Genomic DNA, 14,276 nt, shown 5'->3' on the forward strand with positions numbered 1-14,276 from the left:
GTGGCGTGGCGCGGGTGGGTTTCAACCGGGCGGGCTGGCAAAAGTTTTGGCCATCTCATCGACCAATGTGGCAAAAAATGCTTCGACGCGGGCATTTGGCTGGCGTTTGGCCAGGGCGGCGGCCATTGGGTCTTCGGCGCGGATATCGGAGCTTGCGAGCTCCTCAATGACCGCATGGCCACAAAATGGCACGTAGGCTTCAGAATAGCCGCCTTCGTGTACCAAAACCAGCTTTCCGTCACAGAGGTTCTCAGCGGCGCGCATGATCTGTTTGGTCATTTGGCGGAAAGTGTCGGCGGAGGCGAGCATGCGGGAGAGCGGATCAAAGGCGCTTGCATCAAAGCCACAGGCGACAATGATCATGTCCGGCTGATAGGCCTTTAGAGCTGGCAGCACGATCTGTTCCATGGCGTAGAGATATGTGTTGTGTCCTGCACCGGGGGGCAGGGGAATGTTGATATTGGCCCCAAGGCCGGCATCGCGCCCTCGATCTGTGATGTCGCCGCTATCCAGAGGATAATTGTGCTCCTGATGCATGGAGATGGTCAGCACGTCGTCGCGGTCATAAAATATCGCTTCCGTGCCGTTGCCATGGTGCACATCCCAATCCAGCACCACCACTTTTTGTAGCAGTCCCTGTGCTTTGGCCTCTTCGATGGCGATTGCGATGTTGGCCAAGAGGCAGAACCCATTCGGCCAGTCCGGAAGGCAATGATGCCCCGGGGGCCGGGAGAGGGCGTAGGCGTTTTGCAGATCACCCGTAGCGACGGCGCGCACGGCTTCGGTGGCCAGCCCTGCGGAAAGCGCGGCGATTTCATAGCCGCCTTTGCCAAAAGGTGTGCGCAGGCCGATTTCACCGCCGCCCGCGTCGGAGACGGATTTGAATTTTTCCAGAAAATCAGAAGGGTGCACTCTAGCCAGCATCGCATCGGTTGCCGCAGGGGCAGAGCGTAGGTGCAGTTCGGCGCTTAACCCTGTGACATCCATCAGGTTTTTAAGGCGTCGCTTGGTTTCAGGGCTCTCGGGCAGGCCGCCAGCGGCGAGAGGCTGCACCAAATCGCCAACGGGCAATGTCAGCGCGTAATTGCCGCCGCTGTGCCAGAAGCATTTTTCATCAAAAAAGAAGCCGGTGCCTTGCGCCATCATGTCTCTCTCCCTTTGTGCTGCGAGGGCTACCCTATGCGTTGAGATTGTGGAATGTAAATCGCCGTTACAGGAGGGAAAGGCACATGGGTGCTGAAATCGAGCCGCCAATGGCTGTTGGGGCAGAAATCGCTGTACGTGTTACTCCGAAGGCGTCCCGCAATCGGGTCATGCAGGACGGCGATGTCCTGCGGGTCTATGTCACGACCGTTCCTGAAAATGGCAAAGCCAATGTGGCTGTGCAAAAGCTGTTGGCCAAACATCTGGGGCTTGCAAAATCGCGGCTCACCCTGATCCGGGGGGTGACATCGCGCGACAAGGTGTTTCGCGTCGAAGAACCTTGAATTTGCGGGTCAGCTTGGCTCTCTTTTGAGCATGTAAACCCCTTCGGGCAGATCCAAGGCCGCGGCAAGATCCTGCACCTGCGTGTTGGACAGGGTGATTTTCTGCATTCGGTCTGTGCGGGCGTCATATTGTTCGATTGTGACGCAGTCTTCGAACATGTGGATCACCACATCTTCGCCCAAGGGAGCCGTACCCTCGTCAACGAGTGTCACAACGGTGGAGTCAAATTCGTGCTCGATGCTGAACATAGTTTCAGCCTAACGTATGGGGGCAAAGGTGCAAGCTTTTCCCACTGGCGTCTTTTGGGCAGGGGGCCTAAATTCAACCGAAACGTCACTGTTTTGCGCGGCGACGGGGCGACAGGAGGGTGTGTTATGGTCCATTCAAACCGCAATCGAGCGATTGGCGCTTTGGTTTTTGCTGGGGTGGTGTTGCAAGCCTGTGTTTCGACCACAACATCTCCGACTCCTCAGCCGAGCCCACAGGCAGCGCCACAGCCGAAGGTTGAGAAAATCAGCTACAGTCAGGCGGTGTCGCGGCTGGCACCGATCAAGGCGCGGATGGAGCCGATTGTGGAGCGCGAATGCAAAGCGCGCACAACCAGCGGCACCAATTGTGACTATCTGATTTCGGTGGACAAAGAAGAGACCAAGATCGCCAATGCCTATCAAACATTGGATAAAAACGGTCGCCCGTTGATCATTTTCACCGCGCCCCTGATCGCCGAAACGCGCAATGCCCATGAACTGGCTTTTGTTATGGGGCACGAAGCAGCACATCACATTGGCGGTCATATTGCCCGTCAGCAGACCAATGCCAGCTTCGGTGCGCTGGCGGGAGGCTTGCTGATTGCGGCGGCGGGGGGCGATGCGAGCTCTGTGCAGGCTGCGATGGATCTTGGCGCCACAGTTGGTGCGCGCTCCTATTCCAAGCAACATGAACTGGAAGCGGACAGTTTGGGCACGGTTTTGACCCATAAATCCGGTTATGATCCACTGATCGGTGTGAATTTCTTTGAGCGTACGCCCGATCCGGGGAACCAGTTTCTGGGCACGCACCCGCCCAACAGCGCGCGGATCAATGTGGTGAGACAAACGGCAGCAGGGCTCTGATCTGGTGTTGCAACTGACCAATGTGGTGACAGACCGCGGGAGCAAATACGCGGTGTCCGGTGGGGCTGTTACAGATCGCAAAGCTGTGGATAAGTTCCTCAAGGAGCTTAAGCGCAACAAGAAATTTGCCAAAGCGACCCACAACACATGGGCAGCTTTGTTGAGCGATGGCACCCCTCTGAAAGGGGATGACGGTGAAAGCGGTGCGGGACTTGTGATCTTGCGCATGCTGGAACGTGAAGAGCTGAGCGATCACATCGTTGTTGTGACGCGCTGGTATGGCGGCGTGAAGCTTGGCGGAGACCGGTTTCGTCGGGTTCAGGACTGTGTGCGCGCATATTTTGATGCCCTGAAATAAAGTCATTATTTCAATCGGTTGGGCGGGTTTTTGTATCGATTAATTTTGTGTAAATTTTCTATTTTTATCAATGACTTGGGGTGGTTTGATCCGATTTATGTTCCGGATTTCAAAAACTTAAACGCTCCAATGGATCGATTAAAAATTCCTTAAAACATGCCGTGCAGAAAGGGCGGTCCTCGTCTGTTGATGCAAGTCAAGGGCGGCGCCTGCGCGCTTTGATAGGCTTGGGTTATCGTGATCGGGAGAGATCGGCATGACCACGCCTGTACCGCAGAGAGAAAAGATGCACCGCCACACGGCGTTGTTTGACGATATGGCGCATCGTGTGGGCGTAGACCTGCAAGACGATGCCATATCCGGTGCGCTTACAATGGATGAGATTTCTCATGCGGTTGCGCGCTGTTGTGGATGTGAGGCACCAGAGCAATGTGCTGGGCTTTTGCGTCAGGAGGTGCCGATGGGGCGGCCCCCGAACTACTGCCGCAACGGTGATTTATTGATGCGGCTCAAAGGTGACACGTAAAGCACGTAAAGGCTGTGTCGCAAGTCGGTGATTTATGAGTGGAAAGCGTATTTATGAAACCTCTTGGAGATCGGAATAAACACTTCTGGCTGGCGCAGCGCATGGCGAAGCTGACGCAGACGGATCTTGTGGCTGCTATGGAGAGGTCTGAGCTGTCGCAGGCGGATTGGGCCGCCATGGTGGAGCAGTGTCGCAGCTGTGCCTGGGGAAAAGGTTGCCAAAAATGGCTGGGCCGCCATGCGCTTGAGGGACCCGAACACGAAGACATCGCGCCGAGCGCCTGTGTGAACCGGACGCGATTTGACAGATTAAAAAAAGCGCTGGAGGCGCAGGGATAATGGGAACGGTAGTGCCGTTGGGCGACCCGCAGGTGCATTTCTGGCTTACGAGAAGCGTGGCGCGCGCTGTCGGGGTCTCACTGAGCGAAGCGATGGCCGAGAATGCACTGAGCGCGCAGGGCTATGCGGAAATGATCACGCGGTGTCGCACCTGTCCATTTGTGGACCAGTGTCAGCATTGGTTGGGAACACCCTATTCACGTCAAGAGGGGGCTCCAGAGTTCTGTATGCACAAGTCGCTGTTTGACAGTTTGCGCAATGCTCACTGAGAGGGTGTTTTATCTGCTTTGCGCTGTCTTCTGAGGTGAAAGACGTAAAGCGTTGGGGCGAGGAGATAATCATAGATCAGAATGGCCCCATGCCGAATGCCCGGCACGCTCACAAGGCGCGCGAGCCAGCGGTATCTTGGCATCTCCTGCCACAGGACAATGAAGGCGGGAATGCCATCATAAAGCGTGCCATCCTGCACCACATGCAGGCGCTTTGCCGCTGTGTCTGCATCAAGGCCCCATGTTGAGAGGGCTTCTGTGTTCAGGTCATCAAAGCGAAGTGTGATGCCGTTGTCTTCGCTGTAACTGCGATAGTGGCAGATTTCGGCATTACAGACAGGGCAGTCTGCGTTGTAAAGAATGCGTGTTTCCTGAGGCATTGCGCCGTCTCCTTGAGAGTGACGGCGCAGCTGTGGCGCAAGTGGTTATTGCCCCTTTAAAGACGCCGTCCCCAGAGATCGTAGTCACCGGCTTCATCAACTTCAACGGACACAATGTCGCCCACCTTGAGCCCATCGGTATTTTCATCGATGAACAGGTTGCCATCAATTTCCGGTGCGTCTGCTTTGGTGCGACATGTGGCGATGCCGTCCGCGTCAATGTCATCAACGAGCACATCCATGGTCTGGCCGACTTTTGCCGCAAGTTTGGCCTCAGAGATCGCCTGAGCTTTCTCCATAAAGCGTTCCCAGCGCTCCTGTTTGACCTCAGCAGGCACATGATCGGGCAGATCATTGGAGCGCGCACCATCGACATTTTCGTATTGGAAGCATCCCACACGATCGAGTTGGGCTTCGTCCATCCAATCCAGAAGATGCTGGAACTCTTCTTCGGTTTCACCGGGGTAGCCGACGATGAAGGTGGAGCGCAGGGTGATGTCCGGGCAGATGTCGCGCCATGCGGCGATTTCTGTCAGCGTTTTAGACGTATGCGCTGGGCGCGCCATGCGTTTGAGCGTATCGGGGTGGCTGTGTTGGAACGGGATGTCCAAATAGGGCAGGATCAGACCGTCCGCCATCAGTGGGATCAGCTCGCGCACATGCGGGTAGGGGTAGACGTAGTGCAGGCGCACCCAAGCGTCGAACTGGCCCAACTCGCGGGCCAGATCGGTGATGTGGCTGCGCACCTCACGATCTTTCCATGGGTGCGTGGAGTATTTGCGATCCAGCCCATAGGCAGAGGTGTCCTGAGAGATCACCAAGAGTTCGCGCACGCCATTGTCCACCAGCTTTTCCGCTTCGCGCAGGATCGCATGGATGGGGCGCGAGGCCAGTTTGCCGCGCATGTCCGGAATGATGCAGAATTTGCATTTGTGATTACAGCCTTCAGAGATCTTCAGATAGCTGTAATGGCGCGGTGTCAGGGACACATTCTTGGCGGGCAGCAGATCGATGAATGGATCCGGGCTTGGCGGCACGGCGCCATGCACAGCGTCCAGCACCTGCTCATATTGATGCGGGCCGGTCACGGCGAGGACTTTGGGGTGTGTACCAGTGATGTATTCAGGCTCCGCGCCCAGACATCCCGTGACAATCACCTTCCCGTTTTCCTGAATGGCTTCGCCAATCGCCTCAAGGCTTTCGGCTTTTGCGCTGTCCAGAAATCCACAGGTGTTCACGATCACCGCATCGGCCCCGGAATAGTCGGGGGAAATGCCATAGCCCTCTGCACGCAGGCGCGTGAGGATACGCTCGCTGTCCACCAAGGCTTTGGGACAGCCGAGAGATACCATGCCGATGGTCGGCTGGCCGGGACGAAGATCGCTGGCGCGGGCATCCTGATGAATGCGGGCATTTGCCAAGTCGGGGCGGAGTTCTGGCGGATTGCTGGACATGGCGCCCATATAGGCGAGCGCGGGCAGTTTGGCAAAGGGGATCGCGGCGCTTTGGGATTTCTTGTGCGTAAGGGGGCTGGCACCCCGGTCGGGGTGATTGCCAGTCGGCTTTTGCAGGCATAGGCTCTCTCTGAGCAGAAAAGGAGATCCGTGATGAAGCTGATCCGTGGATTGATTGGGGCGATTGTTGTTTCGCTGATTGGCGCTGTTGTGCTTGTCGTGGCGCTGCCGGGGGAAAAACTTGCCAAATTGGCCGCAGATCAGGTGAAAGCGCAGACTGGTCGGGAGTTGAGCTTTGGCGGCCCGGTTGGGATCAGTTGGTATCCGGTATTAGGGATCAGCGCCGAAGATGTGCAATTTGCCAATGCGCCGTGGTCGGATTTGGGACCGATGTTTTCTGCGAAAAAAGCGGTGATTGGCGTGGATGTCATGGCTGCGCTGAGTGGCGCGGTGCGGATCAAGAACATCGAGTTGGACGCGCCGGATGTGCTTTTGCAGAAAAACGCGGAAGGTGCCGTTAATTGGACCCTGAGCGGTGTCTCTGCGGATGCGCCGGCCCCTTCACCCGATGCTGATCGCGCGGAGAGCGGCGGGGTTGCGTTACAGGACTTTGCGCTGGAGCGTTTTGTGATGAAAGATGCGCGGGTGCGTTATCTGGAGCACGGCGGCACACGTCATGAATTTTCCGGCCTGTCCATGCAGATGCGCTGGCCGTCGCATGACAAAGCGGCAGATGTGACGCTGCAGGCCGCGCCTTTTGGTCGTGCGATTGAAATGGAGGCCTCTGTCGCGGCGCCGTTGGATTTGCTGCGGGGGCAGCTGTCTTCGGTGGCGATCACCCTGACCTCTGCTGGGGGCAGCGCGGGATTTGACGGACGGTTCAGCCTGACACCAGAAGCCAGCGGACAATTGCGACTGGCGGCACCGGATGCGGCAGCTTTCTTTGCCGCGATTGGTACGACAGGCCCCGAGGGGCCTGTGGCCGCGTCTGGCAATGTGACTTTGACGGGCGCAGGACAGTTTTCTCTGCGGGGCGGGACGCTGGAAGCGTTGGGCAACGCACTGACGGTGCAGGCCGATGTGGATCTCGCGGTGACCCCGCCGCATGTGAAAGCGCAGGTTGCCACCAACCGACTTGCTTTCGCGTCTTCTGAGACGGGCGAAGCAGAACAGGCATCTTCCGTAGGAGAGGGCGGTTGGTCCAGGGATGAAATTGATGCCAGCGCTTTGGGGCTGGTCAATGGCACGGTGAGTTTTGCGGCCGAGAGCATGTCGTTTGACGGTATTGAGGTGGGCCGCACCCGCGCCAAGGTTGAGATTGATCGGGCGCGTGCGGTGGTCACGATTGCAGAGATGGCAGCCTATGACGGCACTGTGGGGGGCACGTTTGTTGCCAACAACCGTGGTGGATTGTCTGTGCGCGGCGATTTGACCGTGCGCCAGATCGCGTTGCAACCCTTTTTGGCGGCAATGGCGGATGTGGACAGTTTTACCGGTAAGGCGGATTTGAGCACGCGGTTTTTGAGCTCTGGGCAGAGTTTGGAGGCTCTGATGAACGGGCTGAGTGGAGACGGGACAATTCGCATTGGTCGCGGTACAATTGAAGGGATCGATTTGGATAGATTGTTGCGGGGGGATGTGACCGGGGGGACCACGGTTTTTGACACGATGTCCGCCAGTTGGACAATTTCCGACGGTGTTTTGTTAAACGAGGATCTGGCGATGTCGCTGCCAAGGTTGGCTGCGACGGGTAAGGGCACCGTGGGTTTGGGGCTGCGCACAATTGATTATCTATTTACGCCACAATTGAAAGGCACCGAGGGAGCGGCGGTGATTGTGCCGGTTAAAATCCGGGGCAGTTGGGACAACCCGAGTATTGTTCCCGATTTGGAAGCGGCGATTAAGGGCAGCTTTGATAGCGAATTGAAAGCAGTGGAAGACAACGCCGTGAAAGCGCTTGAAAAAGAGCTGGGTCTTGAGGCCAAGGAAGGTCAATCCACAGAAGACGCTTTGAAAGACAAGCTTGAAAATGAAGCGAAAAAGGGGCTGCTCAAGCTTTTGGGAGGGGGCAATTGAGGCTGCCCCAAGGCGGTGTAACGCCGCCGCATCTGAACACTTTGGTTCTGTTGACCGCACTTTCGGTTCTTTCGCTTAATATGTTTTTGCCGTCGCTGGCGACAATCGCGGATGAATTTGACGCGACCTATGCTGTGGCCAATCTGGCCATGGGGGGATTTTTGGCGGCGACGGTTGTGTTGCAGATCATTTTGGGCCCGATGTCGGATCGTTTCGGACGCCGCCCGGTGATGCTCTATGGATTGGCTGTTTTTTCACTTGGCTCTGCGGGATGTTTGCTGGCACAGAGCATAGAAAGCTTTTTGTGCTGGCGTATCTTACAAGCCGCAGGCGTGGTTGGCATCGCGTTAAGCCGTGCGGTTGTGCGCGACATGCATGGGCCGCAGGAGGCCGCCAGTAAGCTTGGCTATATTTCGATGGTGATGGCTATTGCCCCCATGACCGGTCCTGCGCTGGGCGGTCTTTTGCATGAGACCTTTGGCTGGCGCGCGAATTTTGCGGTCTACCTCTTCGCAGGTGTTGGTCTTTGGCTTTTGTGTTGGCGGGATCTGGGGGAAACCAATCTTCAGAAATCGCCAACGATGCGATCTCAATTTGCCAGCTACCCCCAACTTGTGACGTCTCGCCGGTTTTGGGGATATGCGTTGTGCAGCGGTTTTTCTGTCGCAGCGTTTTACGTTTACATCACGGCGGCTGTGTTGGTTGGGGCGCAGGTCTTTGGTCTGCAGCCTGCGGTGGTGGGTATCACCGTTGGCGCCATTGCCATTGGATTTTCCTTTGGCTCGTTTCTTTCCGGAAGGCTGGGAAAGCGGGTGCCTCTGTGGAGGTTGATGATTGCGGGGCGGATTGTTGCGCTGAGCGGGCTTTCCATCGGGTTTCTGGTCACTTTCTTGGGGGTGGTGCATCCTTTCAGTTTCGTTGGGGGCGTGATTTTTGTGGGTATTGGCAATGGGTTGACCTTGCCCGCCACCAACAGTGGCGCGATGTCCGTACGTCCGCAACTTGCCGGAAGCGCGTCAGGTCTGTCAGGGGCGTTGAGCGTGGCGCTGGGAGCGGTCCTGACCAGTGTGAGCGGGGCTTTATTGACGCCAGACAATGGCGTGGTTTTAAGCATGGCTCTGATGATCACCTGTGTCGTGCTGTCTTTGCTCTGTGCGCTCTATGTGCGGCGGTTGGATGTCAAAGCGCCGTTGGGCGGGATGTCGGAGGTGTCTTGACGCGGTCGTCCGGCTGTGCGACCAAACGCGCATGAACACTGAAGGCATCTTTTTTGGCATCTATTATTCCCTGTCCACATAGTGGCGGGGTCTTTTGCATCTTCATTCGCCGCGTTTGACGGGGATGAAGCCAAAAAACCTTCCAGACAATCCATCCCCTGAGGACGAGGCCCTATAAAAGGGACCCTCTATCATGGGACTGAAACAGACATTTGAAAGCGCACATTCAGTGGAGCAGGCGCAGCAGCCTTTTGTTGGACTGGTTGGATTTGGCGGATTTGGCCGCCTTATCGCACGCGAATTGGCGCAGGGGAGCAAACTCACCATCTGTGACCCGCTTTACAGCCGGGCCGTCTTGCCTGATGGGCAGCGCCTGACATTGCAGGGGCTGGCAGAGGTGGCGCAGAGCGATATTGTCATTCTGGCGGTGCCTGTTTCCGCGATGGCGCATGTCTGTCGGGTTTTGGCGCCGCATCTGAGGCCGGGGACATTGGTGGTAGACGTTGGATCCGTCAAAGTTGCGCCCATGCAGGACATGCAGCGGCTCTTGCCCGCGCATGTTGAGATTCTGGGCACACATCCGCTGTTTGGGCCCCAAAGCGCGCGCGATGGGATCGCTGGACATAAGATCGCGTTGTGCCCGGTGCGCGGCTCCAAATGGCGTCGTGTGGCGGCAGTATTGCGGCGGCGTGGTTTGCAAGTGTTGGTGACAAGCGCCCAGGAGCATGATCGTGAGTTGGCTGTGGTGCAAGGGCTCACTCATATGATCGGCAAAGTACTTTCTGATTTGGGGCCGATGCCAGAGCGCCTGACCACGGCGAGCTTTGATCTTTTGCGTGAAGCTGTGCGCATGGTGCAGGACGATCCGCCTACGGTGCTACATGCGATTGAGGTGGCCAATCCCTATGCTGCAGAGGTGCGCAACGCATTCTTTGAGCGCGCCGAAGAGTTGAAAGCGCAATTTGAAGCCCATCCTGAGGTGGGAAAGACAGTGCCTGCGTCCTAACGCTTTGTCAGATGACCATATATCCGGCGGTGGCGGCGGCTGCGCATGCCACGCCGATCAGAAATGCCACAACATTCACGCGAGCCCTTGGTGGCAGTTTGAGGCGGATCGACAGGATGATGATAATGCCCCCGACTACGGCGGTCGCAACTGATTGGTAATGATGGCCTTTTTCGATGTGGTTGCCAAGGATGCAGCCAAGATACATCCCTGTCATGAAGAGCGGCGCCATCCATCGCGCGAAGTCCTTGGGGTATTCGCGATGCAGAAAGCTGTTCACCCCAAAGAGGTGTATGGAAAACACAAAAACCGCAACGGCATAGGCAGTGGTGAAATCACTCTCGAAATGGGTGATGGTGATGCCGATCAGCACGTTGTAGGTGGCAAATGAGACGGCGTTAAGCGTTAAGGCGAAACGCGCAGGCCGGTTGTCGTGCTGTTTGAAGTCGACGAGATAGTAGATCAGGAAACCCGCCATCAGGTACATGTAGAGCTGATGCTCAAAAATGGCTCCAAAATCAGGATATTGCACGGCCACTTCTTGAGTCATTACTGCGATTTTAGGCAGCAGGTAGAGGAAAGCATAGCCCAGGCCAATGCCAGAGCTGAAATCCAAAAGCCAGCGAGACACCTTCGGGAACCGTTTGAGAAATGGTGTGGCGCCAATATGCGTGAGTGAAATCAGCAGCACCGCGATAACTTCGCGCCAGGTGATATCCCCATAGAGTAGCCCGGACATGGCTTAGCCTCTTTTTGTTGCCCATGCATTTAAGCTATAAGTTGTGCGCTATGCTACGCATAAAAATAGCCCCGCAAAAAGCGGGGCCATGACGTGAATTGCATCTATTTGAGGCGCGGTTTTACCGTTTGCGGTCGCGGCGTGCGCTCATCGGTTGGAAAGCCACGCCAACATGGGCTTCACAATAGGGCTTCCCGGCCTGAACCGGCAGGCCGCAGAACCAGAAATCAGATGTGGCAGGATCGCCCACTGGCCATTTGCAGGTACGTTCTGTCAGCTCCATCAGGGTCAGCTTTTTGGCGGTTTTCTCTACCTCGTTGACCTTGGCCAGCGCCTCTGGGCTGATTTCATTTGCCGAAGGTTGCGGAGGCAGCGGCTGTCCGGCTGGTATGATGGCTTTGCGCAAAGGCTGGGCAGGCTTTGCGGCCACTGCTGGTTCGGTTTTCGGCTCTGGTTTTGGCTCCGCTTTTGGGGCGGCCTTTGCAGCAGGTTTGGCCGCTGGTTTTGCCTTAGGCGCGGCTTTTGGTTTTGCGTCTGCCTTTGGTTTGGCCTCTGCCTTTGCCCCAGAGCTGGTCGCGCGGTTGGACAGGCCAAGACGATGGACCTTGCCGATCACGGCATTGCGGGTCACCCCACCCAACTCTTTGGCAATCTGGCTGGCCGATTGGCCTTCGCCCCACATTTTTTTCAACAGCTCTACGCGCTCGTCGGTCCAGGACATCCGTCACTTCCTCAGCTAGAAAAGCGGCCCCTAACAAGGCCGCCTCTGCATTTCTTGGTCAGGGGCCTATTCTAATCACCCCAGCCCGAGTTACAAGGCGAAGAATCACCGCAGCGCCGCGCCATGGCGCATTGGCCACAACCCTGCTGCTCTAAAACACCGAAGGACATCCCATGCAAAAGCCCGCATCAGGTCATGATCATCAACTTCAAATGGGCGTGCGCCGGTTTGGTCGGGTGAATTGGCTCGGTTTGGCGACCCTCGCACGGCGCGAAGTGCTGCGCTTTGCCACTGTTTGGACGCAGACATTGCTTGCGCCCTTGGTCACCGCCGGATTGTTTCTGTTGATTTTCTCCATCGCCATCGGACCGAGCCGCAGCGATGTCATGGGCGTGCCATTTCTCACCTTTCTGATCCCGGGGATTACCATGATGACCGTTATTCAGAACGCTTTTGCCAATACCTCCTCCTCGCTGGTGATTGCCAAGGTACAGGGCAACATTGTGGACACGTTGATGCCCCCTCTGGCGCCTCTGGAGATGGTTCTGGGGTATTTGGCTGGCGCTGTGGCGCGTGGTCTTTTTGTCGCCTGTGCTATCTCATTTGCGATCGCGCTTGTTTTGGGGCAGGGCATCGCGCATCCGCTCTGGGCTTTGGCCTTTGTTGTTCTGGGCGGGGCCATGATGGGCGCGGTTGGTATCGTGGCCGGGATTTTTGCCAATAAATTTGACCAGATGGCGGCGATTACCAATTTCATCGTCACCCCATTGGCGTTTCTGTCTGGCACATTTTACTCGGTTACGGCCTTGCCGGATGTGTTGCAGGGCATCACACGGTTTAATCCGATTTTCTATCTGATTGATGGGGCGCGTTACGGTATGATTGGCGTGTCTGACAGCAGTCCTTACCTCGGCCTGGTGGTGGTGTCAGGGGTGACCGCGGCCCTCTGCGCGGTGGCGTGGTGGATGTTGAAGACGGGGTATCGGCTTAAAAACTGAGTTGAAGCAGGTGCGTTTTTTGGCCCGTTTGAATATTTGGGGCTGTCACATCTTGATGTGACGGGGGCAACGCCCCCTCAGGCTCAGCGGAAGCTGAGCCACCGAAGCACGCGGGCAGTCACCGCCAGAAGGCCATCCATTCGATCAGGTCAAAGAGTTTTTTGGCCAGAAACAGGGCTGCTTCGCTGCTGTTGAACACCATGTCGACGCCCAATGCTACCAGCAGTAGGACAGCGATAAAGACAGCGATCGGATTGGTCATAACGCAATGCGCCCCCGAATTGTGGTGGTCGGGTCTGGTATGCCCGACCCCACCCGGGGGCGCAAGTTGTTGTCTTCTCAGAGGCTGAGATCAGAGGCTGCCCATTTTTGCAGCCACATCCGCCATACGTGCGGAGAAGCCCCACTCGTTGTCATACCATGCCAAAATACGCACCAGACGCTTGCCAATCACCTTGGTTTGGTCAGCTGCAAATGTGGAGCTTTCTGTGGTGTGGTTGAAGTCCACAGAGACCAATGGCAGGTCGTTATAGCCCAGAACGCCTTTCATTTCACCGGAGGCGGCTTCGGCCATTACGGCATTCACATCCGCTTCGGTGACGTCTTTGGAGGTCGTGAAGGTCAAATCAACTGCGGACACATTTGGAGTTGGCACGCGGATGGCGGACCCGTCCAGTTTGCCTTTCAGTTCAGGCAGAACTTCCCCCAGCGCTTTGGCCGCACCGGTGGAGGTTGGGATCATGGACATGGCTGCGGCGCGGGCGCGATACAGATCCTTGTGACGACGGTCCAGTGTTGGCTGGTCCCCGGTGTAGGCGTGGATCGTGGTCATGATACCGCTTTCGATGCCGAAAGCGTTGTTGAGCACCTTGGCCACAGGCGCGAGGCAGTTGGTGGTGCAAGAGCCGTTGGAAATCATGTTGTCATTGGCTTCGAGCTGATCGTCGTTGACGCCAAACACGATGGTTTTTTGCACGTTCTTCGCAGGGGCGGAGATCAGCACCTTCTTGGCGCCACGCTCAAGGTGCTTCTTGGCTTTCTCACCATCGTTGAAGTTGCCGGTGCATTCCAGAACGATGTCCACACCGTCCCAATCCAGCTCGTCCATGTCGTAGGTGGAATACATGCGCATCGGGCCTTGGCCCACATCCATGGTCCCATTTCCGGCCACAACTTCGTTGCGGAAGCGACCGTGTACGGAGTCATAACGGATCAGGTGGGCGGCGGTTTCCAGCGGCCCGGTTGCGTTGATCTTCACAACACGCACATCCTGGCGTGCCTCTTCGGCGATATGCATCAGCGTGCTGCGGCCAATGCGGCCAAATCCATTGATGCCAACGGTAACAGTCATGAGGCGCTCCTGTCCTGCTCTGAAAGTATGAGAAGTTACCCTTGGCTATAGTCCTGAGGGGACGTTTGGGGAAGGTGAAATCCTAATAGAAATGAGTATGTTAGCGATAAATCGTTGCGGTGCCGCTATCGGTGCCGCTGCCGGTGGCGCTAACGTGAGCATTGGGCGGAGGATGGTTTTTCTGCGCTGCGGCGGTTCCTGTGCAGGCGATTCGTCACCTTAGGTCACTTAGGGGGGCTTGGG

General features: G+C 56.7%; 18 protein-coding genes. 10 read left to right on the forward strand and 8 right to left on the reverse strand.

What is annotated here, in order from left to right; genetic code table 11:
* Positions 1-21: 21 nt before the first annotated feature.
* Positions 22-1,146, reverse strand: coding sequence for a class II histone deacetylase (locus J7382_RS15620; protein WP_209069956.1), 1,125 nt, complete (start codon positions 1,144-1,146; stop codon positions 22-24).
* Positions 1,147-1,229: 83 nt separating this feature from the next.
* Here J7382_RS15620 and J7382_RS15625 point away from each other — a divergent pair, with 83 nt between their 5' ends.
* Positions 1,230-1,487 carry a DUF167 domain-containing protein gene (locus J7382_RS15625; RefSeq protein WP_209069957.1) on the forward strand — a complete coding sequence of 86 codons (258 nt, stop codon included), beginning with the start codon at positions 1,230-1,232 and terminating at the stop codon, positions 1,485-1,487.
* A gap of 9 nt (positions 1,488-1,496) precedes the next feature.
* Here J7382_RS15625 and J7382_RS15630 read toward each other — a convergent pair whose 3' ends face one another.
* Positions 1,497-1,736, reverse strand: coding sequence for a hypothetical protein (locus J7382_RS15630; protein WP_058240338.1), 240 nt, complete (start codon positions 1,734-1,736; stop codon positions 1,497-1,499).
* A gap of 126 nt (positions 1,737-1,862) precedes the next feature.
* Here J7382_RS15630 and J7382_RS15635 point away from each other — a divergent pair, with 126 nt between their 5' ends.
* The 5 genes from J7382_RS15635 (at position 1,863) to J7382_RS19980 (ending at position 4,091) form a co-directional block, all read left to right on the forward strand.
* Complete coding sequence (locus J7382_RS15635) at positions 1,863-2,600, forward strand: M48 family metalloprotease (protein WP_209069958.1); 738 nt, start codon at positions 1,863-1,865, stop codon at positions 2,598-2,600.
* 4 nt (positions 2,601-2,604) lie between these two features.
* Entirely contained in the window at positions 2,605-2,958 is a 354-nt protein-coding gene (locus J7382_RS15640) for a YigZ family protein (protein WP_209069959.1), read from the forward strand.
* A 256-nt stretch (positions 2,959-3,214) separates the two neighbouring features.
* Positions 3,215-3,484 (forward strand): DUF6455 family protein, encoded by a 270-nt coding sequence (locus tag J7382_RS15645; protein WP_247745052.1) that lies wholly within the window; start codon positions 3,215-3,217, stop codon positions 3,482-3,484.
* 53 nt (positions 3,485-3,537) lie between these two features.
* On the forward strand, positions 3,538-3,822 hold the full coding sequence (locus J7382_RS15650) for a DUF6455 family protein (protein ID WP_209069960.1): 285 nt from the start codon (positions 3,538-3,540) through the stop codon (positions 3,820-3,822).
* Positions 3,822-4,091, forward strand: a complete 270-nt coding sequence (locus J7382_RS19980) for a DUF6455 family protein (protein WP_247745053.1) — start codon at positions 3,822-3,824, stop codon at positions 4,089-4,091. The genes J7382_RS15650 and J7382_RS19980 overlap by 1 nt, the downstream gene beginning before the upstream one ends.
* Here J7382_RS19980 and J7382_RS15655 read toward each other — a convergent pair.
* Both J7382_RS15655 and rimO read right to left on the reverse strand, forming a co-directional pair.
* A complete protein-coding gene (locus J7382_RS15655) occupies positions 4,085-4,471 on the reverse strand; it encodes a DUF393 domain-containing protein (protein WP_209069961.1) in 387 nt (128 codons plus the stop codon). The genes J7382_RS19980 and J7382_RS15655 overlap by 7 nt on opposite strands.
* Before the next feature lie 56 nt (positions 4,472-4,527).
* Positions 4,528-5,925, reverse strand: coding sequence for a 30S ribosomal protein S12 methylthiotransferase RimO (gene rimO / locus J7382_RS15660; protein ID WP_209069962.1), 1,398 nt, complete (start codon positions 5,923-5,925; stop codon positions 4,528-4,530).
* Positions 5,926-6,078: 153 nt separating this feature from the next.
* Here rimO and J7382_RS15665 point away from each other — a divergent pair, with 153 nt between their 5' ends.
* The 3 genes from J7382_RS15665 (at position 6,079) to J7382_RS15675 (ending at position 10,224) form a co-directional block, all read left to right on the forward strand.
* Positions 6,079-8,001 (forward strand): AsmA family protein, encoded by a 1,923-nt coding sequence (locus tag J7382_RS15665; RefSeq protein ID WP_209069963.1) that lies wholly within the window; start codon positions 6,079-6,081, stop codon positions 7,999-8,001.
* Positions 7,998-9,218 carry a multidrug effflux MFS transporter gene (locus tag J7382_RS15670; RefSeq protein WP_247745054.1) on the forward strand — a complete coding sequence of 407 codons (1,221 nt, stop codon included), beginning with the start codon at positions 7,998-8,000 and terminating at the stop codon, positions 9,216-9,218. The genes J7382_RS15665 and J7382_RS15670 overlap by 4 nt, the downstream gene beginning before the upstream one ends.
* Before the next feature lie 193 nt (positions 9,219-9,411).
* Positions 9,412-10,224, forward strand: coding sequence for a prephenate dehydrogenase (locus tag J7382_RS15675; RefSeq protein WP_209069964.1), 813 nt, complete (start codon positions 9,412-9,414; stop codon positions 10,222-10,224).
* 7 nt (positions 10,225-10,231) lie between these two features.
* Here J7382_RS15675 and J7382_RS15680 read toward each other — a convergent pair whose 3' ends face one another.
* Positions 10,232-10,963, reverse strand: coding sequence for a hypothetical protein (locus J7382_RS15680; RefSeq protein WP_058240347.1), 732 nt, complete (start codon positions 10,961-10,963; stop codon positions 10,232-10,234).
* A gap of 121 nt (positions 10,964-11,084) precedes the next feature.
* On the reverse strand, positions 11,085-11,684 hold the full coding sequence (locus tag J7382_RS15685; RefSeq protein WP_058240348.1) for a GcrA family cell cycle regulator: 600 nt from the start codon (positions 11,682-11,684) through the stop codon (positions 11,085-11,087).
* A gap of 173 nt (positions 11,685-11,857) precedes the next feature.
* Between J7382_RS15685 and J7382_RS15690 the strand changes: the two genes are divergently transcribed.
* The gene (locus J7382_RS15690; RefSeq protein WP_247745055.1) at positions 11,858-12,682 is read left to right on the forward strand and encodes an ABC transporter permease; all 825 of its coding nucleotides are present in this window, start codon (positions 11,858-11,860) and stop codon (positions 12,680-12,682) included.
* A gap of 118 nt (positions 12,683-12,800) precedes the next feature.
* On the opposite strand, the gene J7382_RS15695 is transcribed toward J7382_RS15690, so the two are convergent.
* Both J7382_RS15695 and gap read right to left on the reverse strand, forming a co-directional pair.
* Complete coding sequence (locus tag J7382_RS15695) at positions 12,801-12,944, reverse strand: hypothetical protein (protein WP_209069965.1); 144 nt, start codon at positions 12,942-12,944, stop codon at positions 12,801-12,803.
* A 90-nt stretch (positions 12,945-13,034) separates the two neighbouring features.
* Positions 13,035-14,033 (reverse strand): type I glyceraldehyde-3-phosphate dehydrogenase, encoded by a 999-nt coding sequence (gene gap / locus J7382_RS15700; RefSeq protein ID WP_209069966.1) that lies wholly within the window; start codon positions 14,031-14,033, stop codon positions 13,035-13,037.
* Positions 14,034-14,276 lie beyond the last annotated feature (243 nt).

The sequence above is a fragment of the Shimia sp. R11_0 genome, assembly GCF_017744035.1.
Classification (GTDB): Bacteria; Pseudomonadota; Alphaproteobacteria; order Rhodobacterales; family Rhodobacteraceae; genus Shimia; species Shimia marina.